17 protein-coding genes and 1 pseudogene are annotated in these 23199 nt (G+C 71.4%); 9 read left to right on the top strand and 9 right to left on the bottom strand.

What is annotated here, in order from left to right; genetic code table 11:
* Nucleotides 1–59 precede the first annotated feature (59 nt).
* From BIU98_RS15665 to BIU98_RS19590, 3 genes are all read left to right on the top strand, one after another.
* Nucleotides 60–1409: an alpha/beta fold hydrolase gene (locus tag BIU98_RS15665; RefSeq protein ID WP_071278645.1), complete on the top strand. Its 1350-nt coding sequence runs from the start codon at nt 60–62 to the stop codon at nt 1407–1409.
* Nucleotides 1406–2995: a GMC family oxidoreductase gene (locus BIU98_RS15660; protein ID WP_071279199.1), complete on the top strand. Its 1590-nt coding sequence runs from the start codon at nt 1406–1408 to the stop codon at nt 2993–2995. Before BIU98_RS15665 ends, BIU98_RS15660 begins: the two co-directional genes overlap by 4 nt.
* A 166-nt stretch (nt 2996–3161) precedes the next feature.
* Nucleotides 3162–3335 (top strand): hypothetical protein, encoded by a 174-nt coding sequence (locus BIU98_RS19590; RefSeq protein WP_175481391.1) that lies wholly within the window; start codon nt 3162–3164, stop codon nt 3333–3335.
* Between the two features lie 419 nt (nt 3336–3754).
* On the opposite strand, the gene BIU98_RS15650 is transcribed toward BIU98_RS19590, so the two are convergent.
* From BIU98_RS15650 to BIU98_RS15630, 5 genes are read right to left on the bottom strand one after another with little or no spacing between them, the layout of a single operon-like run.
* Nucleotides 3755–4633, bottom strand: a complete 879-nt coding sequence (locus tag BIU98_RS15650) for an ABC transporter permease (protein ID WP_071278578.1) — start codon at nt 4631–4633, stop codon at nt 3755–3757.
* Nucleotides 4630–5550: an ABC transporter permease gene (locus BIU98_RS15645; RefSeq protein WP_217635712.1), complete on the bottom strand. Its 921-nt coding sequence runs from the start codon at nt 5548–5550 to the stop codon at nt 4630–4632. The genes BIU98_RS15650 and BIU98_RS15645 overlap by 4 nt, the downstream gene beginning before the upstream one ends.
* Nucleotides 5547–6767, bottom strand: a complete 1221-nt coding sequence (locus BIU98_RS15640; protein WP_071278576.1) for a PotD/PotF family extracellular solute-binding protein — start codon at nt 6765–6767, stop codon at nt 5547–5549. The genes BIU98_RS15645 and BIU98_RS15640 overlap by 4 nt, the downstream gene beginning before the upstream one ends.
* Nucleotides 6764–7948, bottom strand: coding sequence for an ABC transporter ATP-binding protein (locus BIU98_RS15635; protein WP_083393314.1), 1185 nt, complete (start codon nt 7946–7948; stop codon nt 6764–6766). The genes BIU98_RS15640 and BIU98_RS15635 overlap by 4 nt, the downstream gene beginning before the upstream one ends.
* Before the next feature lie 20 nt (nt 7949–7968).
* The gene (locus tag BIU98_RS15630) at nt 7969–9435 is read right to left on the bottom strand and encodes an aminobutyraldehyde dehydrogenase (protein ID WP_254787958.1); all 1467 of its coding nucleotides are present in this window, start codon (nt 9433–9435) and stop codon (nt 7969–7971) included.
* A 125-nt stretch (nt 9436–9560) separates the two neighbouring features.
* Here BIU98_RS15630 and BIU98_RS15625 point away from each other — a divergent pair, with 125 nt between their 5' ends.
* The 3 genes and pseudogenes from BIU98_RS15625 to BIU98_RS15615 form a co-directional block, all read left to right on the top strand.
* The gene (locus BIU98_RS15625; protein WP_139200785.1) at nt 9561–10031 is read left to right on the top strand and encodes an Lrp/AsnC family transcriptional regulator; all 471 of its coding nucleotides are present in this window, start codon (nt 9561–9563) and stop codon (nt 10029–10031) included.
* Nucleotides 10028–11458 (top strand): aspartate aminotransferase family protein, encoded by a 1431-nt coding sequence (locus tag BIU98_RS15620; protein ID WP_071278570.1) that lies wholly within the window; start codon nt 10028–10030, stop codon nt 11456–11458. Before BIU98_RS15625 ends, BIU98_RS15620 begins: the two co-directional genes overlap by 4 nt.
* A gap of 22 nt (nt 11459–11480) precedes the next feature.
* Nucleotides 11481–12809 (top strand): annotated as a pseudogene (locus tag BIU98_RS15615) (flavin monoamine oxidase family protein); the annotation flags it as partial.
* Nucleotides 12810–12825: 16 nt separating this feature from the next.
* On the opposite strand, the gene BIU98_RS15610 reads toward BIU98_RS15615, so the two are convergent.
* Nucleotides 12826–13644: an SDR family oxidoreductase gene (locus tag BIU98_RS15610; RefSeq protein ID WP_071278566.1), complete on the bottom strand. Its 819-nt coding sequence runs from the start codon at nt 13642–13644 to the stop codon at nt 12826–12828.
* A 218-nt stretch (nt 13645–13862) separates the two neighbouring features.
* On the opposite strand from BIU98_RS15610, the gene BIU98_RS15605 reads away from it, so the two are divergent.
* Complete coding sequence (locus tag BIU98_RS15605; RefSeq protein WP_071278564.1) at nt 13863–15629, top strand: hypothetical protein; 1767 nt, start codon at nt 13863–13865, stop codon at nt 15627–15629.
* Between the two features lie 198 nt (nt 15630–15827).
* On the opposite strand, the gene BIU98_RS15600 is transcribed toward BIU98_RS15605, so the two are convergent.
* Nucleotides 15828–16913: an esterase family protein gene (locus BIU98_RS15600; protein WP_071278563.1), complete on the bottom strand. Its 1086-nt coding sequence runs from the start codon at nt 16911–16913 to the stop codon at nt 15828–15830.
* 223 nt (nt 16914–17136) lie between these two features.
* Between BIU98_RS15600 and BIU98_RS15595 the strand changes: the two genes are divergently transcribed.
* Nucleotides 17137–18561, top strand: a complete 1425-nt coding sequence (locus tag BIU98_RS15595; RefSeq protein ID WP_083393313.1) for an NAD-dependent succinate-semialdehyde dehydrogenase — start codon at nt 17137–17139, stop codon at nt 18559–18561.
* A gap of 153 nt (nt 18562–18714) precedes the next feature.
* On the top strand, nt 18715–20277 hold the full coding sequence (locus tag BIU98_RS15590; protein ID WP_071278560.1) for a hypothetical protein: 1563 nt from the start codon (nt 18715–18717) through the stop codon (nt 20275–20277).
* Between the two features lie 79 nt (nt 20278–20356).
* Here the strand turns inward: BIU98_RS15590 and BIU98_RS15585 are convergent, their stop codons facing one another.
* Together BIU98_RS15585 and gabT are read right to left on the bottom strand one after the other, a co-directional pair.
* A complete protein-coding gene (locus BIU98_RS15585; RefSeq protein WP_302847983.1) occupies nt 20357–21802 on the bottom strand; it encodes an NAD(P)/FAD-dependent oxidoreductase in 1446 nt (481 codons plus the stop codon).
* Nucleotides 21799–23154: a 4-aminobutyrate--2-oxoglutarate transaminase gene (gabT, locus tag BIU98_RS15580; protein ID WP_071278558.1), complete on the bottom strand. Its 1356-nt coding sequence runs from the start codon at nt 23152–23154 to the stop codon at nt 21799–21801. Before gabT ends, BIU98_RS15585 begins: the two co-directional genes overlap by 4 nt.
* Between the last annotated feature and the right edge of the window lie 45 nt (nt 23155–23199).

The raw sequence follows: 23199 nt of genomic DNA, 5'->3' as shown, positions 1-23199 counted from the left end.
GTGTCGGCGGGGTACAGCGTGCTGTGAACGGGGCACGGTCGTCCCGTAGGAACGAAGGAATGACGGCCACCGCGTTCTGCCTCCACGCCCTCGGGTCGAGTTCCGAGGAGTTCGCGACCCTCCGGGCCCGTCTCGCCGGCACCCTCGACCTGATCGGCATCGACCTGCCCGGCTTCGGCAGGAGCTCCGCCGTGACGGGGACGACCGTCGAGGAGATGGCCGAGCTCGTCGAGCGGGCGGTCGGCCGCAGCGGAGCCACCGAGTGGGTGCTCATCGGGCACTCCATGGGCGGCAAGGTCGCCTCGGTCGTGGCGTCGCGGACGATCGACGGCTCGAACGGCCTGTTCGGCCTGCGCGCCGTGGTCCTGCTCGCCGCGTCCCCGCTCTCCCCCGAGCCCATGGACGACGAGCGCCGCGCGTCCATGCTCGGCTGGGCCGCCGACGGCGAGATCGGCCCGGACGAGGCCGACACGTTCGTCGAGGCGAACACCGACTCCCGGCTGCCCCCGGAGCCGCACGCCATGGCCGTCCACGACGTCCAGCGCGCCGACCCCCGCGCATGGACCGACTGGCTGGTCCGCGGCAGCCGCGAGGACTGGTCCACCCAGTTCCCGCCGAACCCGGTCCCGGCGCTGGTCCTGGCCGGTGTCGGTGACGGCGACCTCGGCCCCGACGCCCAGCGCGAGCTGAACCTGCCGCACTGGACCGCGGGCGAGTTCGACGTCGTCCCCGGGGCCGCGCACCTGCTGCCGTGGGAGCGACCCGACGAGGTCGCCCAGCGCATCCGCGCCTTCTGGGAACGCCGTGTCGCGCCCAGCCCCGTCGTCCCGGCCACGAGCGTCCGCATCCTCGCCTCGCCGCGGGTCAGCGCGCGGACCCGCGGCATCCTGGCCGTCCGGTCCCTGCCCGACGACCCCGGTGCTCCTCCCCAGGCCCTGTCCGCCGAGCAGCTCGAGACGCTCCGGGCGCTCGCCCGCGTCGTCGTGCCGCAGCCCGGCGAGCAGTCGGTCGACCTCGCACTCCGCGTCGACGCCCAGCTCGCCGCGGGACTCGGCGACGGCTGGCGCCCGGACGGACTGCCCGTCGACGTCGAGGCCTACCGCGCCGGGCTCGACGCCCTCGCGCCGGAGGCTGCCCGGTCGGACGAGCACCTCGCCACGGTGCTCGACGCCGTGACCGCCGGCGAGCACACGCCGGCCGCCGGCCCCTTCGACGCCGAGCAGCTCCGTGCCTGGGCCGAGGACGCCGCCGTCGACCTGGCGAAGCACTGGGTCACGCACCCGGCCACGATGGCCGACATCGACTACGACGGCTTCGCCAACGGTGGCGACGGCGTCCGCAAGCAGGGCTTCCTGCTCCTCGGAGCCGGACAGCGCGAAGCATGGGAACCGGCGGGAGCCACACGATGAACCTGACCAACCAGCGCCGGTACGACGAGGACGACATCGTCGACGTGGTCGTCGTCGGCACCGGCGCGGGCGGCGCACCGCTGCTCGCGACCCTGGCCCGCAAGGGCCTCCGCGTCGTGGCGCTCGAGGCCGGCCCGAACACCGAGCCGGGCGACCACACCCCGGACGAGGTCGAGGCACCCGCGGACATCAACTGGATGGACGAGCGCATCAGCGGCGGCGGCGCACCCACGGCGTTCGGCCCGAACAACAGCGGCACCGGTGTCGGCGGGTCGACGCTGCACTGGGGCGCGTTCACCCCGCGGCCCAACGAGCACGACATCCACCTGCGCACCGACTCAGGCGAGGGCGAGGACTGGCCGATCGAGCACGCCGACCTGGTCCGGTACATCGAGCAGGCCGAGCACGACGTGGGCGTCGCCGGCCCCGCGCACTACCCCTGGGACCCCGAGCGCCGCTACCTGATGGGACCGCCGGCCCGGAACGCCTCCTCGGACATGATGATCCGCGGCGCTGCCGAGGTCGGGATCACCGCGACCGACGCCCCCGTCGGCCTCACCACCGTCGACCGGATGCAGGAGCACCACGGCCTCCGTCAGGCGTGTGTCGCGTGCGGGTCCTGCCACCAGGGCTGCCGCAACGGCGCGAAGGTCTCGATGGACACGACCTACCTGCCCGCCGCCGTGGCCTTCGGCGCCGAGATCCGACCCGGCGCGTTCGTGCACGGCATCGAGCTCGACGCCCGCGGCGAGGTCGAGGCCGTCGTCTACCGCCAGGACGGACGCGACCACCGCCAGCGGTGCCGTGCCCTCGTGCTCGCCGCCGGCGGGATCGAGACGCCGCGTCTCCTGCTCCACACCGGCCTCGCGAACAGCAGCGGCCAGGTCGGACGCAACTTCACCGCGCACGGGGCCACCCAGGTCTGGGCGAGGTTCGACGAGTCGATGCGGTCCTACCGCGGGTACCCGTCGTCGATCATCACCGAGGACTTCATCCGTCCCGAGGGCGCCGACTTCGCCGGCGGCTACCTCATCCAGAGCCTCGGCGCACAGCCGCAGACGCTGACGACGTCGCTCGTGCGCGGCGGCGGGCTCCGTGGCGCAGCCCTCGTCCGGGCGATCCAGGACTACCCGTACATGGCCGGCGTCGGCATCAACGCCGAGTGCCTGCCGTACGACGACAACCGGCTCGTGCTCTCCGACGAGCTCGACGCCAACGGGGTGCCGAAGGCCCGCGTCAGCTTCTCGCCGGGCGACAACGAGGCCGCGATCACCCGGCACGCCGTCCGCACCATGACCGCGATCGTCGAGGCGGCCGGTGGACACGACGTGCGCGTGCTCGACCGCACGGCACACACCGTCGGCACGGCACGGATGGGCACCGACGCGGCGAACTCCGTCGTGGACGCCGCCGGCCGGTCGTGGGACGTGCCGAACCTGTGGATCGTGGACAACTCGGTGTTCCCGAGCTCCCTCATCGCGAACCCGGCACTGACGATCATGGCGCTGTCGCTGCGGACCGCCGACCGCATGCTCCGCGACGACGCCCGGGCCGACCGCGCGGAGGCGGAGCTCACGGCGGCCTGACGCGGGGCGGGGTGGGCCCTTCCCCGCGGAGGGGGTCGAATCGCGCGTAGGAGGTCGGTCCTTCCGCCACCCCACGCGCGTTCCCGCTTCCCGTCGCACCCGACATGGGTCGTTCCGCGCGGTCGATGTGGAGAGTCCGACCACGCATCGACGACAGGGGCCCGACATGACGACTGACCAGGACGTGACGGAAGCCCAGCGAACCGCACAGGTCGCGCTGTTCAGGCGGATCGAGGACATGGCAGAGCGGGCGACGAACGCGGTGTCCCTGGGGTACGTGGCTCGTGCCTACCGCTCCGCTGCCGGCGGCCCGCAGCCGAGCCACAACGACACGGACTGAACCCCGCTGAAATACCACATAGGCTGGGGGCGTGGGGTGCGACACCGCCGGGTGGCGCCCCTGGGCAAGCATGAAGCCCACCACCGCTGCAACGGTGATGGGCTTCGAGTTGCTCTCCGAGTGGAAAGCCGAGGACGGACACCCCGTCCCCGAGTCTGATGCTCGGGTCCAGTGTAGCCAGGCTCCGGCCCGACTGCACGTCCGTCCCGGCCGTCCCCTCCTCGTGTCCGCCGGCGCTGACACCGGAGGTGGTCTCGATGTCGAACGACACCGATCCCAAGCCCAGGCGTCAGGTGTCCTGGTTGGGGATCGCGGGCTTGCTCGTGAACCTCGCCAGGCTCCTCGTCGACCTGGTCCGGAAGGACTGAGACACGGGCGCCCCGCGTCGGCCATCACCGGCGCGGGGCGCTCCGCACGACTCACCCCCGCGTCCGCGCCAACCGCCGGTTGAGCGCCCCGTTCAGCAGCGCGACGAGCAGCCCCACCGCGAACACCAGCGTGCCGAAGCACAGCACCTGCGGCGGCATGCCGGCCTTCGCGGCTCCGTACACGAACAGCGGGAAGGTCACGGAGGGCCCGGCGACGAACGAGGTGATCACGTAGTCGTCGATCGACATCGCGAGCGCCAACAGCCCCGCGGCGAGCATGCCCGGCGCGAGCAGCGGCAGCGTCACGAGTCGGAAGGCCTGCAGCGGCGTCGCGCCGAGGTCGCTGGCCGCCTCCTCGAGCGCCCGGGACGTCCCGGCTATCCGCGCCCGCAGCACCACGACCACGTAGGCCACGTCGAACGCCACGTGCGTGAGCAGCACGGTGAGGAACCCCGTGCCGAGCCCGATCGACAGGAAGAACGACAGCGACGCCGACCCGACGACGATCGACGGCGCCGCGATGTCCGCGAAGACGACGCTGTTCACGACGCCGCGGCCGGGGAACCGGTAGCGCTCGAGTGCCAGGGCGAGTGGCAGCCCGATCGCCACGGAAACGACCGCCGCCAGGAACGCGACGACGACCGAGGTGAGGAACGCCTGCCCGAGCCCGGAGACGTTCACGAGGTTCGCGTACCAGTAGGTCGTGAACCCGTTCCAGGCGAAGGACAGCCGGTTCGTCGGGGCGTCGTTGAACGAGTACACGATCATGTAGACGATGGGCACGAGCGTGATCCCGATGACGACCCAGTAGACGATGGCCAGCCACGGCCCGCGTCGGTTGACGCCGTGGCGTCGCGGACGACCGGGGACGGACCCGGTCACGGGCGAGGTCGGGGCGGCGGACGAGCGGGACGGAGCGACGGCGGTCATACGAGGTCCTCGAGGTCGTCGGTGCCGGACACCCGGGCGTACACGAACAGGATGATGCCGAGCACGACCATGAGCACGGTCGACAGCGCGGCGGCCACGTTGTACTGCTGGTTGCCGGAGTAGGCGTCCTGGATCGCCTGACCGATCGTGTACGTGTTCGTGCCACCGAGGAGCGCCGAGTTGACCGGGTCCCCCACGCAGTCGATGAACACGAGCAGCACCCCGGCGAAGACGCCCGAGCGGGACAGCGGCAGCGTGGTGTGCCAGAACGCCCGGACCTTGCCCGCGTAGAGGTCGTTCGCGGCCTCGCCGAGCCGCGGGTCGATGCGCTCGAGCGCGGCGTAGATCGGCAGCACCATGAAGGCCAGGTCGTTGTACGCGTCGCCGAAGATGACTGCTCCCGACGTGCCGAGGATCTGGAAGTCCTTGCCGGCGAGCCCGATGCCCTGCAGCACGGTGACGACGGGCCCCTGCGACGCGAGCACGAACGCCCACATGTCGGTGCGGATGACGAACGACACCAGGAAGCTGACGAACACGAGCATCAGCAGCGGGCTCTTCCACCGCGCGGAGACCCGGAACGCGATGAAGTAGGCCACCGGGTACCCGACGACGATGGTCACCAGAGTTGCAGCGACGCCGTACCAGAGCGATCGGAGCAGGAACGTCAGGTAGGGCACCTGCGGGTCGACGAACAGGGCGGAGTAGACGCCGAAGTTCCACGTGAACGTGTAGCCGTCGTTCGGGTTGCCCGACATGAGCGAGACGATCAGCCCGGAGAGCAGCGGGATGACGAAGAACACCGCCAGGTACGCGGTCCCGACGAGCGCGAGCAGGAACGGGGTGCTGCGCCGCCGCCCCCGCCGGATCGGCGCGGCCGTGGCCCCCAGGCCGGGAGCGGTCCCGAGCGCGGTCACGACTGCACCACCGCGTTGAAGATCCCGTTCCACTCCGAGTACTCGTCGTAGTTCTGGAAGACGCGGAACTCGTGCGACGCCGCCAGCACGGCCTCGGACGGGAACACCAGCGGGCTGTCCGCGACGGCCGCGTCGTCGAGCTCGTCGCGCACGTAGTCCTCGGCCGCGGGCACCGGGCAGACGTAGTTGACGTAGTCCTCGACGATGCCGGCGATCCGCGGCGTGTAGTAGAAGTCCATCCAGGCGAGCGCCGACACCGGGTTCGCGGCCTGACGCGGGATCATCATGTTGTCGTGCCACGTCATCTGGCCCTCGTCCGGCGTGACGAACTCCAGGTCCGGGAACCCCGACTGCTGCGCCTGGAACACGTCGCCCGACCACGCCTGGGTGATCCAGGTGTCGCCGTTCTCCAACCGGTTGATGTAGCTCTGGTCGTAGAACCCCGAGACACTCGGTCGGAGCTCCCGGAGCCAGGCCTGCGCCTTCCTCCAGTCGGCCGGAGTGCTGTCCTCCGGGGGGATGCCGAGGGCCAGCAGCGCGAGCGACCCGAGCTCGGTGTTGTCGCTCATCAGCCCGATGCGGCCCTTGAAGGCCGGGTCCTTGAGGTCCTCGAACGAGGTGATCCTCCGACCGGTGTACTTCGGGTTGTACGCGAGCCCCGTGAACCCGGTCTGCCAGACGACGGTGTGCGCGTTGCCCGGGTCGTAGTTCGGGTCCTTCACCGAGTCCGAGGCGTACTTCGCGAAGTTCGGCAGCCGGCTGTGGTCGAGCTCGCAGACGAAGCCGTTCTTGATCATCTCGGTGAGCTCGTACCCGTTCGTCATCACGACGACGTCGTACCCGGTGCCCCCGTGTGCCCGGAGGATCGGCGAGACGGTCGCGTAGAACGTCGCGTTGTCCTGGATGACGGCCTGGTAGTCGATGTCGATCCCCGTCTCCTCGCGGAAGAGGGCGAGGGACTCGGACTTGCCGTGGTCGGAGTCGATGTAGAGCGGCCAGTTCGCGAAGTTCAGCTCGCCGGTCGGCTTCGCCGCCTTCCAGAACGCCGCCCAGTCGACGTCGGTGTCCGCTGATGCCGCCGACCCCTTGATGCTGCAGCCCGTCAGCAGTGCGGCGAGCGCTGCTGCCCCTCCTCCGGCGAGCAGGCCACGTCGGCTGACGCGGGCGGACGTCAGTCCGCGCAGCAGGTCGGGGCTCGGCCCCGGCTCGCGGCTCACCGGGTCGCTCCCACCGTCTCGACCGCCGGGAGGCCCGGTGCGGGCTGGGTGGTGACCGTCGCGTCGGACGCGGGGGGAGCCTCCAGGCCGAAGCCGTGGTCGACGCCCCAGGTGAGCCAGACCTCGGTGCCCGTGGCGACCCGTGGGCCGCCCTTGGAGTTCTGCGCGAAGACGGCGACGCGACCGGCGCCGGGGACGTCGACGAGGTACTGGGTGCTGACCCCGGAGAAGGAGACGTCGACGATTCGGCCCGGTCCGAGGATGTTGCGACCGGCCTCCTCCTCCGGTCGGACGATGCGGACCTTGAGCTTCTCGGGGCGGACACCGACGACGACGCGGCCGGTGGTGGCGACGGCGCGGTCGGCCGGGACGGCGATCGTGCCGGCCGCCGTGGCGACGACGAGCAGGCCGCGCTCGGTGCCGCGGACCTCGCCCTCGAGCAGGTTCGACTGCCCGAGGAAGTTCGCGACGAACGCGGTGCGCGGCAGTTCGTAGAGGTCCTCGGGGCTGCCCATCTGCTCGATGCGACCGCCGTTCATGACGGCGACCGTGTCGGCCATGGTCATCGCCTCCTCCTGGTCGTGGGTGACGTGGAGGAAGGTCAGACCGACCTCGGCCTGGATGGTCTTCAGCTCGAGCTGCATCTGGTGGCGGAGCTGCAGGTCGAGCGCGCCGAGCGGTTCGTCGAGCAGCAGGAGCGCCGGTCGGTTGACGATCGCGCGGGCCAGGGCGACGCGCTGCTGCATGCCGCCGGAGAGCTGGGCGGGCCGCTTGCCGGCGGAGCCCTCGAGCTCGACCAGGCGCAGGGCCTCCATGGCCTTCGTCATCGGGTCGGGGATACGACGGCGCTTCAGCCCGAAGGCGACGTTGTCGAGCACGCTCATGTGCGGGAACAGCGCGTAGTTCTGGAACACGGTGTTGACGGGCCGCTGGTACGGCTTCGTGTCGGTGACGTCCTTGCCGCCCAGCAGGATGCTGCCGCTCGTGGGCTCCTCCAACCCGGCGACCAGGCGCAGGGTGGTGGTCTTGCCGCACCCGGACGGACCGAGCAGCGCGAAGAACGAGCCGGCCGGCACGGTCAGGTCGAGGGCGTCGACCGCGGTGTGCCCGGGGAACGACTTCGTGATCTGTTCGAGCCGGAGGTCGGCCCCGGATTCGGCGAACGTGCCGGTCATTGCCATGGTGCCTCCTGCTGGGTCGGTCAGGCGATGTAGGACATGACGTGCTTGATGCGGGTGTAGTCGTCGAAACCGTACTGCGAGAGGTCCTTGCCGTACCCGCTGTGACGGAAGCCGCCGTGCGGCATCTCGGCGACGATCGGGATGTGCGTGTTGATCCACACGCAGCCGAAGTCGAGGTCGCGGGCGAAGCGCATGGCGCGGGCGTGGTCGGTCGTCCAGACCGAGCTCGCGAGGCCGTACTCGACGTCGTTCGCCCAGCGCAGGGCCTGGTCCTCGGTGTGGAAGCGCTGGACGGTCTGCACCGGGCCGAACACCTCCTGCTGCACGATGTGGTCGTCCTGACGCAGGCCGGAGACGATCGTCGCCTCGTGGTGGAAGCCGACGTCGCCGACGCGGTGGCCACCGAGCTCGATCGACGCGTGGTCGGGCAGGGTGTCGAGGAACGACCGGACCTGGGCGAGCTGCGCGGCGTTGTTGACCGGACCGAAGAAGGGGTCGGGTTCGTCGGCGCCCGTGCGTGCCGAGGCGCGGGCCTCGGCGACGAGGGCCGCGACGAACTCGTCGTGGATGCCGTCCTGCACGAGGAGCCGGGTGGCCGCGGTGCAGTCCTGCCCGGCGTTGAAGAACCCGGCGGCCACGATGCCGGCGACCGCTCGCGGGATGTCCGCGTCGTCGAACACGATGACGGGGGCCTTCCCGCCGAGCTCGAGGTGGGTGCGCTTGAGGTCCCCGGCGGCGGCACGGGCGACCTCGACGCCGGCACGGACGGACCCGGTGATCGACACGAGCTGCGGGGTCGGGTGGTCGATCATCGCGGCGCCGGTGGTGCGGTCCCCCACCACGACGTTGAGGACACCGGGCGGCAGGAACTCCGCGGCGACCTCGGCGAGCAGGAGCGTCGACAGCGGTGTGGTGTCGCTCGGCTTGAGCACGGTCGTGTTGCCCGCGGCGATGGCGGGTGCGGCCTTCCAGACGGCCATGTTGAGCGGGTAGTTCCACGGGGTCACCTGAGCGACGACGCCGATCGGCTCCCGCCGGACGAACGACGTGTGGTCGGCGAGGTACTCACCGGCGCTCCGACCCTCGAGGTTGCGCGCGGCCCCGGCGAAGAAGCGGATCTGGTCGACGGAGAGCAGGATCTCGTCCTCGACCAGGGACGCCCTGGGCTTCCCGGTGTCGAGCGACTCGAGGTCGGCGAACTCCTCGGCCCTGGCCTCCACCGCGTCCGCGATCCGGAACAGCGCGAGCTGGCGCTCCCCCGGGGTCGTGCGACGCCAGGACGTGAACGCCTCCGACGCCGACCGGAACGCGTCGTCCACGTCCGCGGCGGTGGACACCGGCGCGACGCCGTAGACCTGCTCGTTCGTCGGGTCGACGAGCTCGATCGTCCGGGTGCCCCGCGGCTCGACGGACGCACCACCGATGACGTTGCGCACTGGCCGGATGGCCCCTGCGGTGGTCGTCATGGTCTGCTCGGTGTCCGGCATGGCGGTGATCCTGACACGGATCGCACCAGTTCGGAAGACTTGTAACAACGGAAATCGTCGTGAAACACGCTGTTCACAACGGAATCCCTTGCGTGCTGCGGAGTGCCACTGCCATGCTGTCCGGCATGGCGGCAGCACCACGACGTCCGGGACCCATCGACGACATCTCCAAGCGCATCATCGAGCAGCTCCAGGCTGACGGACGACGGCCCTACGGCGAGATCGGCAAGGCGGTCGGCCTCAGCGAGGCGGCGGTCCGGCAGCGCGTGCAGAAGCTCACCGAGACCGGCGTCATGCAGATCGTCGCGGTCACCGACCCCATGCAGCTCGGGTTCCACCGGCAGGCGATGATCGGCATCCGCGTCAGCGGGGACACCCGGTCGGTCGCCGATGCACTCGAACAGCTGGCCGCGGTCGACTACCTCGTGATGACCGCCGGCAGCTTCGACCTGATGGTCGAGGTCGTCTGCGAGGACGACGACGACCTCATCGAACTGCTCAACGGCACGATCCGGGCCATCCCGGGCGTGACCGGCACCGAGACCTTCGTCTACCTGCAACTCCGCAAACAGCTCTACGACTGGGGAACGCGATGACCATCTCCGAACAGCCCACCCGACTCGGCTCGTACGACCCGTTCGCCCCGGTCGACGACGCCGCCCTGCAGCAGAAGTCCCGCGACCACCTGTGGATGCACTTCGCCCGGCACGGCGCCAACCAGGCCGGGGCCGACGTGCCGATCATGGTCCGCGGCGAGGGGCACCACGTCTACGACAGCCACGGCAAGGGCTACATCGACGGACTGTCCGGACTCTTCGTCGTCGCTGCGGGGCACGGTCGGAAGCGCCTGGCCGAGATGGCCGCCAAGCAGGCCGAGACGCTGTCGTTCTTCCCGATCTGGTCGTACGCGCACCCCGCCGCGATCGAGCTCGCCGACCGGCTGGCCGACCACGCGCCGGGCGACCTCAACAAGGTGTTCTTCTCGACCGGTGGCGGTGAGGCCGTCGAGACGGCGTTCAAGCTCGCGAAGCACTACTGGAAGCTCCGCGGCAAGCCCACGAAGCACAAGGTGATCTCCCGCGCGGTGGCCTACCACGGCACCCCGCAGGGAGCCCTGGCGATCACGGGCATCCCGGCGATGAAGGCGATGTTCGAGCCCCTGGTCCCGGGCGGCTTCCGCGTCCCGAACACGAACTTCTACCGGGCCGAGGAGATGGGCTTCGCCGGAGCGACGGAGGAGGAGTTCGGGTTCTGGGCAGCCGAGCGCATCCGCGAGATGATCGAGTTCGAGGGCCCCGACACCGTCGCAGCGGTCTTCCTCGAGCCCGTCCAGAACTCGGGCGGCTGCTTCACCCCGCCGCCCGGGTACTTCCAGCGGGTCCGCGAGATCTGCGACGAGCACGACGTCCTGCTCGTGTCCGACGAGGTGATCTGTGCCTTCGGTCGCATCGGCACGATGTTCGCCTGCGACACCTACGGCTTCGTGCCGGACATGATCACCTGCGCGAAGGCGATGACCTCGGGGTACTCGCCCATCGGCGCCACGATCATCAGCGACAAGCTCTTCGAGCCGTTCTCGACCGGTGACACGACCTTCTACCACGGGTACACGTTCGGCGGGCACCCGGTCTCGGCCGCCGTGGCGATGGAGAACCTCGACATCTTCGAGGAAGAGGGCCTGCTCGAGAACGTCCAGCAGAACGCCCCGCTGTTCAAGGCCGAGCTCGACACCCTGCGCGACCTGCCGATCGTCGGCGACGTCCGCGGGGCCGGGTACTTCTACGGGATCGAGCTCGTGAAGGACAAGGCGACGAAGGCCACGTTCGACAGCGACGAGTCCGAGCGCCTGCTCCGTGGCTTCCTGTCGAAGGCGCTGTTCGACGCGGGGCTGTACTGCCGTGCCGACGACCGCGGCGACCCGGTCGTGCAGCTCGCACCCCCGCTCACCATCGGGCAGCCGGAGTTCCGCGAGATCACCTCGATCCTGCGGAGCGTGCTGTCCGAGGCCGCCTCGAAGGTCTGACCGGGTCCGAGCGAGCTGGAGCACACTGATGGGCGTGGACGTCATCGTCGTGGGGGCCGGCATCGCCGGACTCGCCACTGCCCGTGCCCTTGCCCTGCGCGGCGCCAGTGTCGTCGTGCTCGAAGCCCGCGACCGGATCGGCGGCCGCACCTGGACGGACGACACGCTCGGCGTGCCGGTCGACCTCGGCGCCTCGTGGATCCACGGCGTCGACGGCAACCCGCTCTGGTCGCTGGCCGCGGCGTTCGACATCGAGACCGTCGAGTTCACCGTCGGCAGCTTCCAGTTCGACGGACGGCCGATCGCCTGGCACGACCCGTCCGGGGCCCGGCTCGCCGACGTGCCCTCCGGCGCCTTCCTCGCCGACCTGCACACCGTGGACGAGCTGCTGCCGGCCGCCGTCGACGCCGCTGCCCCGGGGACCTCGTACGCCGACGTCGTCGCGTCCGTCGTCGAGTCGCTCGGCTGGGGCGACGGCCGGGCGCTCCGCGTCGAGGAGTACATGGCCCACCGCTCCGAGGACCTCTGCGGGGCACCCGTCATCGACCTCGACGCGCACGGACTCGACGAGGAGCACGTGGCCGGGGACGAGGTCGTCTTCCCCGGTGGCTACGGGCAGTACGTCACCGCCCTCGCCGCCGGTCTCGACGTCCGGACCGAGGCCGTCGTGTCCCTCGTCGAGCAGAACGACGAACGGGCCCGGGTGACCACCGCGGACGGCGCGGTCTTCTGCGCCCAGCACGTCGTCGTGACGGTTCCGCTCGGGGTGCTGCAGGCGGGCGACGTGCGCTTCGACCCACCGCTCGTCGCGCCGGCGGCCGACGCCGTCGAGCGCCTCGGCATGGGCGTCTACGACAAGGTCTTCCTGCGCTTCCCGACGAAGTTCTGGGACGCCTGGGTCATCCGTCAGCAGGGCCCCGCCGGCTCGGACTGGCACTCCTGGTACGACATGTCCCGGGTGACGAGCGAACCCGTGCTCGCGGCCCTGGTCGGCGGTGACAGCGCCCGGCGTCTCGAGACCCTGTCGGACGCCGAGGTCGTGGCCGAGGGCATGGCCGCGCTCCGCTACATGTACGGGCCCGACGTGCCGACGCCGGACGCCGTCCGGATCACCCGCTGGGCTGCCGACCCCTTCACGCGCGGGTCGTACTCGTACCTGCACGTCGGAGCGTCCCCCGAGGACCACGACCTGCTCGGCACGCCCTCCGGACGCGTCCAGCTCGCCGGCGAGGCCACCTGGTCGGACGACCCCGCGACGGTGCACGGCGCGCTGCTGTCCGGGCTCCGGGCGGCGAACCGGATCCTCGACACCGAGGTCGGCGTCGAGGACCTGGTCCGGCCGGTCCCGTGACAGGCCAGGTGACCCGTCAGGACCCGTGGGCCTGTTCGGCCACCGGCTGCCACTCGCGCCAGGTCGCCAGGCGGGACTCGTAGTCCTTCTCGGCGATGCCGAGCGGGGCCTTGCCGAAGAACACCCGCAGGGGCGGCTGCTCGGCGTCGACGACCGCGAGGATCGCCGGCCGCGTCGCCTCGGGCTTGCCCGGGTCGGCGGCGGACGGGCGCTTCGACGCGGCCTCGCGGACGTCCGCGTAGGCCGGGTTCTCGGTGCTGCGCTTCGAGGACAATCCGGACCAGTCGGTCGAGAACCCGCCGGGCTCGACGAGCGTGACGTGGATGCCGAAGCCCGCGACCTCCTGCGACAGGGCCTGCGAGAGGCCCTCGAGCGCCCACTTCGACGCGTGGTACGCGCCCACCGTGGGGAACGCGCTGATGCCGCCGATGCTCGACACCTGGATGACGTGCCCGGAGCCCTGCTCCCGCATGATCGGCAGCGCGGCCTGGGTGACCCAGAGCGCGCCGAACAGGTTGGTCTCGAGCTGGGCGCGGACCTCGTCCTCGGTGAGTTCCTCGACCATGCCGAAGTGGCCGAAGCCGGCGTTGTTCACGACGACGTCGAGTGCGCCGAAGTGCTCGGCGGCACGCTGCACCGCGACGAAGTCGGCGTCGCGGTCGGTGACGTCGAGCTGCAACGCCAGGAACGTCTCCGGGTACCGGTCGGCGAGGTCCTGCACGTCGTCGGGGTTGCGCGCGGTCCCGGCGACCGAGTCGCCGCGCTCGAGTGCGGCTTCCGCCCACTCGCGGCCGAAGCCCTTGGATGCTCCGGTGATGAACCAGGTCTTGCTCATGTGTCCTCCTGAGATCTGACGTTCTCCACGCAACCCCCGTCCGGTCCGCCCTCCCTGGACGCCCGGGTGACACGCGCGCCGACCGGACACCGCGACCGTCGGGGGGACGGCACTGGTCCGCCCAACGTCCGACTGTCTGTGCGCACGAACAGGTCTAGCGTCCGTTGCGTGGGGCAACGACGCTCCACGAGGACGGATCGAGCATCATGCAACGACGGATGAGACAGCTCTTCGCGATCGCCCTGAGCGCCGGTGTGGTCGGTGCCCTCGTGCCGGCGATCTCCGCGCAGGCGGTCACCACGAGCGACACCCCGGACTTCGGCAGCAACGTCAAGGTCTACTCGCCCTCGACACCGACGGCGACCATCCAGGCCGACGTCGACGCCGCGTTCAACGCGCAGCTCCGCAGCCCGACCGCGCAGTTCGGGTCGCAGCGCTCGGCGTTCCTGTTCAAGCCGGGGACCTACGGCCGCGTCTGGGCGAACCTCGGGTTCTACACGTCGGTCGCCGGCCTCGGGAAGAACCCCGACGACGTCACCATCAACGGGGCGGTCAACGTCGACTCCGGGTGGAACGCCGGGGACGAAAAGAACGCCACGCAGAACTTCTGGCGCTCGGTCGAGAACCTCGCGATCGTGCCGGAGGGCGGGACCGACCGCTGGGCCGTCTCGCAGGCCGCGCCGATGCGTCGGGTGCACGTCAAGGGCAACCTGACCATGGGCCCGTCGAACCAGGACGGCGGTCAGGGGTACTCGTCCGGCGGGTACATCGCGGACACGAAGGTCGACGGCACGGTCACGTCGGGGTCGCAGCAGCAGTGGTACACGCGCAACTCCACCCTCGGGTCGTGGCAGGGCGGCAACTGGAACATGACGTTCTCGGGCGTGCAGGGTGCTCCCGCGAACGACTTCTCGAAGAGCTACACGACGCTCGCCACCACGCCGACGACCCGCGAGAAGCCGTACCTGTTCGTCGACTCGTCGAACAAGTACCACGTGTTCGTGCCGTCACTGCGGCAGAACTCGAGCGGTGTGACCTGGCCGAACACGGGCGGCACCGACATCCCGATGCGCAACTTCTACGTGGCGCACCCGGGCGACTCGGCCGCGACGATCAACAGCGCGCTGGCCCAGGGCCTGAACCTGTTCTTCACGCCGGGCACCTACCAGCTCAACGCCGCGCTCAACGTCACCCGTGCGGACACGGTCGTGACGGGCATCGGCTTCCCGACGCTCGTGCCGACCGCCGGCAACGCGGTCCTGACGTCGAGCGACGTCGCCGGCGTGAACGTCTCGAACCTCGTCGTCGACGCCGGCCCGCAGAACAGCGCGCAGCTCGTCCGACTCGGCGCGAGCGGTTCACACGTCGACCACGCAGGCGACCCGCAGAGCACCCAGGACGTCTTCTTCCGCGTCGGCTCGAGCATCCAGGGCAGAGCGACCACGACGCTGCAGGTCAACGCCGACGACACCCTGGTCGACCACATCTGGGCGTGGCGTGCTGACCACGGCGGCGCGGCCACGGGCTGGACGGTCAACACCGGCGCGACCGGCGTCGAGGTGAACGGCAACGACGTCCTCGCCACCGGGCTGTTCGTCGAGCACTACCAGAAGTACGAAGTGCAGTGGAACGGCAACAACGGCAAGACGATCTTCTTCCAGAACGAGATGCCGTACGACGTGCCGGACAACGCCTCGTGGCAGAGCCCGACCGGCGCGGGGTACGCGGCCTACAAGGTCGCGTCGACCGTGACCACGCACCAGATCTGGGGCGGCGGCGTCTACTGCTTCTTCAACACGAACCCGTCGGTGCACGCGGATCGAGCCTTCGAGCTGCCGCAGACGGCCGGGGTGCAGGCCCGAGGCCTGGTCACGGTGTCCCTCGGCGACGTCGGCTCCATCTCCAGCGTGGTGAACGGCATCGGCGGAGCCGTCCCGACCCCTGCGGGCAACACCGCACCGAACCGTGTCGCGTCGTACAACTGATGCGGCCGGAACAGCGACGGTGACCACCACCGAGGACGACTGACCGAACGACCAGCACGTCGAGATCGCACTCCGTGTCGCCTCCGCCCAGACGGACCCGACACGGAGTGCGACCTCACGGTGCGCGCCGCGCGACGGGTGCGTACCCCGCGCGAAGCGCGCCGCGCGCGACGACACCGACCACGCGCACCCGCCGTCTCAGCTCGGCGCGAGCCCCGTTCGCGGCATCAACCACGCCAGCCCCGCCGCGAGCCCCGCACCCGCCGTCGTCCAGTTGTGCTTCGCACCCGGGACGACCCACGTGGCGACGTGCATGCCGGCAGCCCTCGCCCGTGCGGCCATCACCGGCATGACGGGCCCGTACGCGCCGTCGTCGTGCCCCACGGCGAAGAACGCGTTCGACGCCCGGTACGGCTCGTGCGCCGCGAGGACCGCCGCCGGGACGGCAGCGCGGTAGGCGGCCGCATCGCCCGAGAACCCCTCGTCGATGGTCTTCGCCAGGGTGCCCCGGCTCGGTGCCTCCTCGCCGGAGACGTCGATCAGGTTGCCGAAGCGCGCCGGGTCGCCCGCCCCGATCTGGATGGCGCACGTGCCGCCCTGCGAGAACCCGCCGATGGTCCACGCCGCCGCCCCGGTCTGCACGCGGAGGTGCGACGTGATCCACGCGGGCACGTCCCGCTCCAGGTAGGTGCGGCTGTCGCCGAGCGGACCGTCGACGCACATCGGGTTGCCCGACCGCGGGCCGAGCTGGTCGGGGACGACGACGATCGGCGCGAGACCGCGGTTCGTCCGGGCGAGCGCGTCCATCGTCGCCGTGATGTGCCCGCCGTTCTCGACGTCGTCGGGTCCGGCGCCACGCGACTGCCCGGACATCAGGACGGCGACCGGCAGGTGCGGCGGGTCCGCGGTGAGCGCCGCCGGCGGCAGGTAGACCAGGGCGCGTCGGGCGCGGAAGTGCGACACGGTGCCCGGGATCTCGACGCGCAGCAGCCGCCCGTGGGTGGGCATGCCGACCGGGGCCGTCCAGGTCCTCGTGAGGTCGCGTGTCGCCGGGGCGGGGCCCCGGGTGGGCGCCTCGGCCGCCGGGATGCCGCCGTGCGAGACCGGAGCCGGCGTGGCCAGGACAGCGGCTCCGGAGGACCCCGACGCTGTGGCAGCGGGGGCCGACGCCGTGGCGGTCGCCCGCGTCCACCAGGTCGCGGAGCAGCCGAGTCCGACCGCGACGAGGGCGACCAGCACCACGGTGGCCACGACGGCCGGACGGGAACGCTTCGTGTGCTGCATGGGAGCCAGAGCGTAGGGACGTCCTCCGGGAACCGGCCACCGGTCGGAGCGCGGACACTGAGCGTCCTCGGCGGTGACTCCCAGCGACGCGGTCCGGGACCAGCCGCGATGTCCACCACCCGCGCGACTGCTCGACGCGGCGGCACCTCCGATGGGTGGCCCCCGATCGGTAGGGTGCTGCCCAGTCGTCGACCCCGGCTGCCCGCACGAGACAGGACACCGCATGAGCGACACCCGCCACGCCGCCATCGACCCGGACACGGGCGCCGCCGTCACCGACCCGGCCACGGGCTACGCCGTCACCGACCCGGCCACCGGCGAGGTCCTCCGCACGTTCCCCACGATCACGGACGACGAGCTCCGCACGGCCATCGCCACAGCGGACCGCGCCCACGCCGAGGACACCAGCACCGTCGCCGAGCGCGCCGAGCGCCTACACCGCGTGGCCCAGCTGTACCGGGAGCGCCGCGAGGACCTCGCCGCCACGATCGTCCGCGAGATGGCGAAGCCGATCGACCAGGCCCTCGCCGAGGTCGACTTCTGCGCCGACATCCACGACTTCCAGGCCGACCACGCCGAGGAGTTCCTCGCCGACCAGCCCATCAGGCTCGCCCCGGGCAGCACCGGCAGCGCGTTCATCCGCAAGGACTCCGTCGGCGTGCTGCTCGGGATCATGCCGTGGAACTTCCCCGCGTACCAGATCGCCCGGTTCGCCGGCCCGGCCCTGCTCGTCGGCAACACCGTCATGCTGAAGCACGCCCCGCAGTGCCCGGAGTCGGCCCTGGCGATCGAGGGGATCTTCCACGACGCCGGCTTCCCCACCGGCGCCTACACGAACGTCTTCGCCACGAACGACCAGGTCGCCGACGTCATCGCCGACCCCCGCGTGCAGGGCGTCTCCCTCACCGGCTCGGCCCGCGCCGGTGCCGCGGTGGCCGAGATCGCCGGTCGGAACCTCACCAAGGTCGTCCTCGAACTCGGCGGGTCGGACCCCTTCATCCTCCTGTCGACCGATGACCTGGACGCCGTGGTCGCCTCGGCCGTCGCCACCCGGCTCGAGGGCAACGGCCAGGTCTGCAACGCCGCCAAGCGCTTCCTCGTCGTCGACGACCTCTACGAGGCCTTCCTGACGAAGTTCGCCGCCGCGATGTCGGCCGTCTCCCCCACGGACCCCACCACCCCTGGCGCGGAGCTCGGCCCCCTGTCGTCCCCCGCCGCCGCGGACCGGCTGCAGGACCAGCTCGACGCCGCCAGGGCCCAGGGCGCCACCGTCGTCACCGGCGGTGAGCGCCAGGGCAATGCCTTCCTGCCGACCGTCCTGACCGACGTCACACCCGACAACGACGCCTACCGCGAGGAGTTCTTCGGCCCCGTCGCCGTCGTCCACCGCGTCGCGGACGAGGACGCCGCCGTCCGGCTCGCCAACGACACCCCGTTCGGCCTCGGCTCGTACCTCTTCACCACCGACGAGGACCAGGCGCTCCGGGTCGCCGACCGGATCGAGGCCGGCATGGTCTACGTCAACATCGTCGGCGCGGACAGCCCGGAGCTCCCCTTCGGCGGCGTGAAGGCCAGCGGCTTCGGCCGCGAGCTCGGCGCCCTGGGCGCCACCGCGTTCGTCAACGAGAAGCTGGTCCGCATCGGCTGACGGTCCGACGGACCCAGCCACACACCGCGACGGGAGGCGCGGTGCCAGCCGGCCCCGAGCCTCCCGGTCGGCTGAACACCTCCGCATCACGAGCCGGCTCCGCCGGCCATCACACCCGGCATGACGTCAGGTCGCCCCCAGTACCGTTGCTCCGTGCAGGAACAGTGGACCTCCAGGACGGCCGGACGCCCGGTCCTCTCCAGCGTCGTCGTCGGCCTCGTCGCGGCCGTCGTGTCCTTCCTGGGCGCCTGGAACTCCCCGGCCGGGGTCGACGAAGCCGCGACGATGAGCGCCGCCCGGCGGTCCCTGCCCGAGCTCTGGCACATGGCGCACAACGTCGACGGCGTGCACAGCACCTACTACGCGCTCATGCACCTCTGGTTCGGACTGGTCCCGTACGACCTCGCCCTGCTCCGCCTGCCGAGTGCCGTCGTCATCGGGGTCGGCGCCGGCCTGCTCGTCGTCCTGGCGCGGCGGATCACCGGCAGCAGCCACGCGGCCGTCGCTGCCGGCCTGGTCTTCGCCGTGCTGCCCCGGACCACGTCCGCGGGACTACAGGGCCGCTCGTACGCCTTCTCGATGATGCTGGCGATCGCCCTCGCGCTCGTGTTCGTCCTCGCGGCCGACCGGACGATCCACCGGCGTGCCGGTGCCTGGGCGCTGTGGCTCGGGTACGCGGTCGTCGCCCTGCTCGGGTCGTACATGTTCCTGTACTCAGCGCTGCTCGTCGTCGCGCAGGGCGTCACGATACTCATCTGGCTGGGCACCCGTCGGCAGCAGGGCGCCGTCCGGCGGGCGTTCGTCTCCTGGCTCGTCGCCGCCGCGGTCGCCGGGGCTGGGGTCGTCCCCCTCGTCCTGATGACGTCCGGACAGGCCTCGAAGCAGCTCTACTGGATCGGCACGAAGCTCGAGCTGAACGCCCGCCTGGCGAACTCCGTGCTGGTGCAGCAGAACTTCGGCGACTCCACCCGGATGGCGTACGTCTGCGGGGCGCTGATGCTCGTGGGGCTGGTCACCGCCTTCGCCGTCCCGAGCCTGCGCACCCGGATCGTCGCCGTGGAGATCGCCCTGCCGGCGGTCGTGCTGCCGATCGTCGCCGTCATCGCCGTGTCGGTCCTGGTCCAGCCGCTCTACAACTCCCGCTACCTGACCTTCACGACGCCGTTCGTCGCCCTGCTCATCGCGATGGGCATCACCGTGTTCCGGTGGCGCGTCGTGTCGCTGGTCGCGGTCGTGGTGGGGGTCGCCCTCGTCGCCGCACTCGCAGCGCCGACGTGGGTCCAGCAGCGCCAGGCCCTGCACAAGTCCGGGTCGCACTGGGCAGCCACCGTCGACTACATCACCCGCGAGCGCGCCGCGCTCCCCGACGTCGGTGCCGACGGCGTCTGGTACGGCCCGCTGCCCGGTCACCCGATCCGCACCACGGAGTACGTCGCGTCCTCGTACCCGGACGCCTTCGCGGGGATGAAGGACCTCACCCTCGTCCGCTCGGGTGCCTCGATCGGTGAGCTCTGGGCCGAGCGCACGCCGCTCCACCGCCTCCCCAGCACGGTCGAGGTCGACCGCATCTGGTACGTCGGCGGCCTGACCAGCAAGCAGCCCACGACCATGCGCCGCCTGCTCGAGGCCAACCGCTGGCACGAGGAGACCCGCAAGCAGATCCAGGGCTTCTACGTCATCACCTTCGAGCGCGACCCGCGTCCACACGGTCACTGACCGACGGGGCCGACCACGGCACGGACGGGAGGCCCGGTGCCAGCCGACACCGGGCCTCCAGTCCGTCAGGTGGTCCTGACTACCGCACCACCGGCTGCGGCAGGACGGTGGCGATCTCGGCCGCCGCTTCGCGGCCGATGCGGACCGCGCCGTCGACGTGCTGGTAGCCGGCTCCGGCCAGGTCGCTCGAGGCGAAGCGCAGGGGGCCGACCGCTGCCCGCTGGTCGGCGCCGTACCGGCTGAGCCCACCGAGGTCGAAGCTCGCGGCGTAGGCGCCGCGCGTCCACTCCTCGGTGCCCCAGTCGCTCTCGTGGTAGACGACGGGGTCGGCGGCCTCGGGGCCGTAGTAGTGCACCAGCGACGACAGGATCCGGGCCCGCCGCTCCTCCGCCGGCAGGGCGGAGACCTCGTCGGCGTGCTCGTCGGAGACGAAGCCGACCAGGGTGCCCTGCGTCGCGCCGTGGGTGGTGTTGTCGTAGGACTCGTGCACCAGCTCGTAGGGGCTGAACGCGGTGCCGGACAGGCCGGCCTCGCGCCAGAAGGGCCGGTCGTAGACGGCCTGCACCTTGATGACGAAGCCCATCGACAGGTGCTGGTGGAGCTGGTGCTGGCGTCGGGGCAGCGGTGGCTCGAACGAGATCCGCGCGTACAGGGGCGGCGGCACGGCCACGAGCGCCTGCCGCGCGTGCACCTCGATGCCACCGTCGGCGAGCGCGACGACCGCGTCCTCGCCGTCCGTGGTCGACCACCGCAGGGTGCGGACCGGCGCGTCCAGGTGGACGTCGTCGCCGAGCTGCTCCGCCAGCCGTTCAGAGACCTGCTGCATGCCGCCGACGACCCGCTTGTCGAGGATGAAGTCGGCGTCGACCAGGTTCGCGAAGCTGCCGGCGGACGCGGCCATGAGCAGGGCCTGCAGCGCGGAGAACGCGTGCGCGGGCTTCGTCAGCATCGCGCCGGCGATGAACAGCTCGACGTTGTCGGTGGCGACCCGGTCGTCACTGAGCCCGTGCAGCCAGTCGCGGAAGGTGACGGCGTCGAGCTGCCGGGCATCGGGTGCCTCCCAGGGCCGCGCGGGGTCGACCTGCGCCACGAAACCGTCGACGACGTCCACCAGCCGCTCGATCTCGTTCGCGGTCGCGGTGGGCAGCGGGAAGATGTCGCCGGTGTACTCGGTGCGGGTGCCCTCGGCGTCGACGTAGACGCTCGAGCCGTCGCGGTACCGGTCGTGGGTCTGCAGGCCGAGCTCGTCGAGGACCTCGAGCAGGGCGGTCTGGTCAGGCGAGACCCACTGCCCGCCGATCTCCAGCGTGACGCCGTCGACCTGGTCCGTCCACGTGCGGCCGCCGACGCGGTCGCGGGCCTCGAGCACGGCGACGGTGCGGCCCGCGGCACGGAGTCGTGTCGCGGCGATCAGTCCGGTCACGCCGGCGCCGATGATGACGACGTCTCTCTGGATCATCGTGCGTCTCCCTGGCTCGTGGTGGTGTGCCGAGTCGTGACGGTACTCGGTGTGGGTGGTCGTCACGCGGTGGCGAGCCCGTCGAGCACGACGCCGAGGCCCTCGGCGAGCAGGGCGTCGTCGATCGACAGTGGGGGCAGGAAGCGGACGACGTTGCCGTACGTCCCCGCGGTCAGCGCGATCACCCCGTGCTCCGCGGCGTACCGGACGACCCGCCCGGTCAGGCCGGCGTCCGGCTCGCCCGTCGCTGGGTCGACGAGCTCCATCGCGAGCATCGCACCGCGGCCGCGGACGTCACCGATGCGCGGGTCCTGCGCCTGCGCGGTCCGCAGCGCGCCCAGAACGATCGTCTCGATCGCCCGCGCACGCTCGGCGAGCCCGCCGTGCTCGAACGCGTCGATGGCAGCCAGGGCAGCCGCGCACGCGACCGGGTTCCCGCCGTACGTCCCGCCGATGCCGCCGACCTGCGGGGAGTCCATGATCTCGGCGCGCCCGGTCACCGCGGACAGGGGCATGCCGCCGGCGATGCCCTTCGCGGTCGTGACCATGTCGGGCACGATGCCCTCGTGCTCACTGGCGAACATGGCGCCGGTGCGGGCGAAGCCGGTCTGCACCTCGTCGGCGATGAAGACGACGTCGTGCTCGCGGGCCCAGGCGGCGAGCGCCGGCAGGAACCCCTCGGCGGGCACCACGAAGCCGCCCTCGCCCTGGATCGGTTCGATGAGGACGGCCGCGGTGTCCTCGGCACCGACCTGCTTCTCGATCTGGCTGATCGCGCGGGCGGCGGCCTCGGCGCCGGAGAGCCCGTCGTGGAACGGGTACGACATCGGGACGCGGTAGACCTCGGGCGCGAAGGGCCCGAACCCGCTCTTGTAGGGCTGGTTCTTCGCGGTCAGCGCCAGCGTGAGGTTGGTCCGGCCGTGGTACGCGTGGTCGAACACCACGACGGCCTGCCGACCCGTTTGGCTCCTGGCGATCTTCACCGCGTTCTCCACGGCCTCGGCGCCCGAGGTGAACAGTGCCGTCCGCTTCTCGTGGTCGCCAGGGGTCAGGCGGTTGAGCGCCTCGGCGACCTCGACGTAGCCCTCGTACGCGGCGATCGTGAAGCACGTGTGCGTGAAGGCCTCGGCCTGCGCGGTGACGGCGGCCACGACGGCCGGGTCCGCGTTGCCGACCGACGTGACGGCGATGCCCGAGCCGAGGTCGATGAGCGAGTTGCCGTCGGCGTCGACGACCACGCCACCGCCCGCTGCGACGACGGCGATCGGTACGGCGACCCCGACGCCCCTCGGCACGGCGGCGGCCTTGCGGGCGAGGAGCTCCTGCGAGCGCGGACCGGGGACGGCGGTGACCAGGCGGCGCTCCTGCGGCAGGCCGGGGCCCCCGGTGGCCGTGCGCGGCGCAGTGACGGTGGACATGCGCCCGATGCTAGGAGCCGGGCCGGAGCAGCATCACTGTCCGCC

Source organism: Curtobacterium sp. MMLR14_010 (genome assembly GCF_001865015.1).
GTDB lineage: Bacteria > Actinomycetota > Actinomycetes > Actinomycetales > Microbacteriaceae > Curtobacterium.
This window is presented reverse-complemented; position numbering and strand designations above follow the sequence as displayed.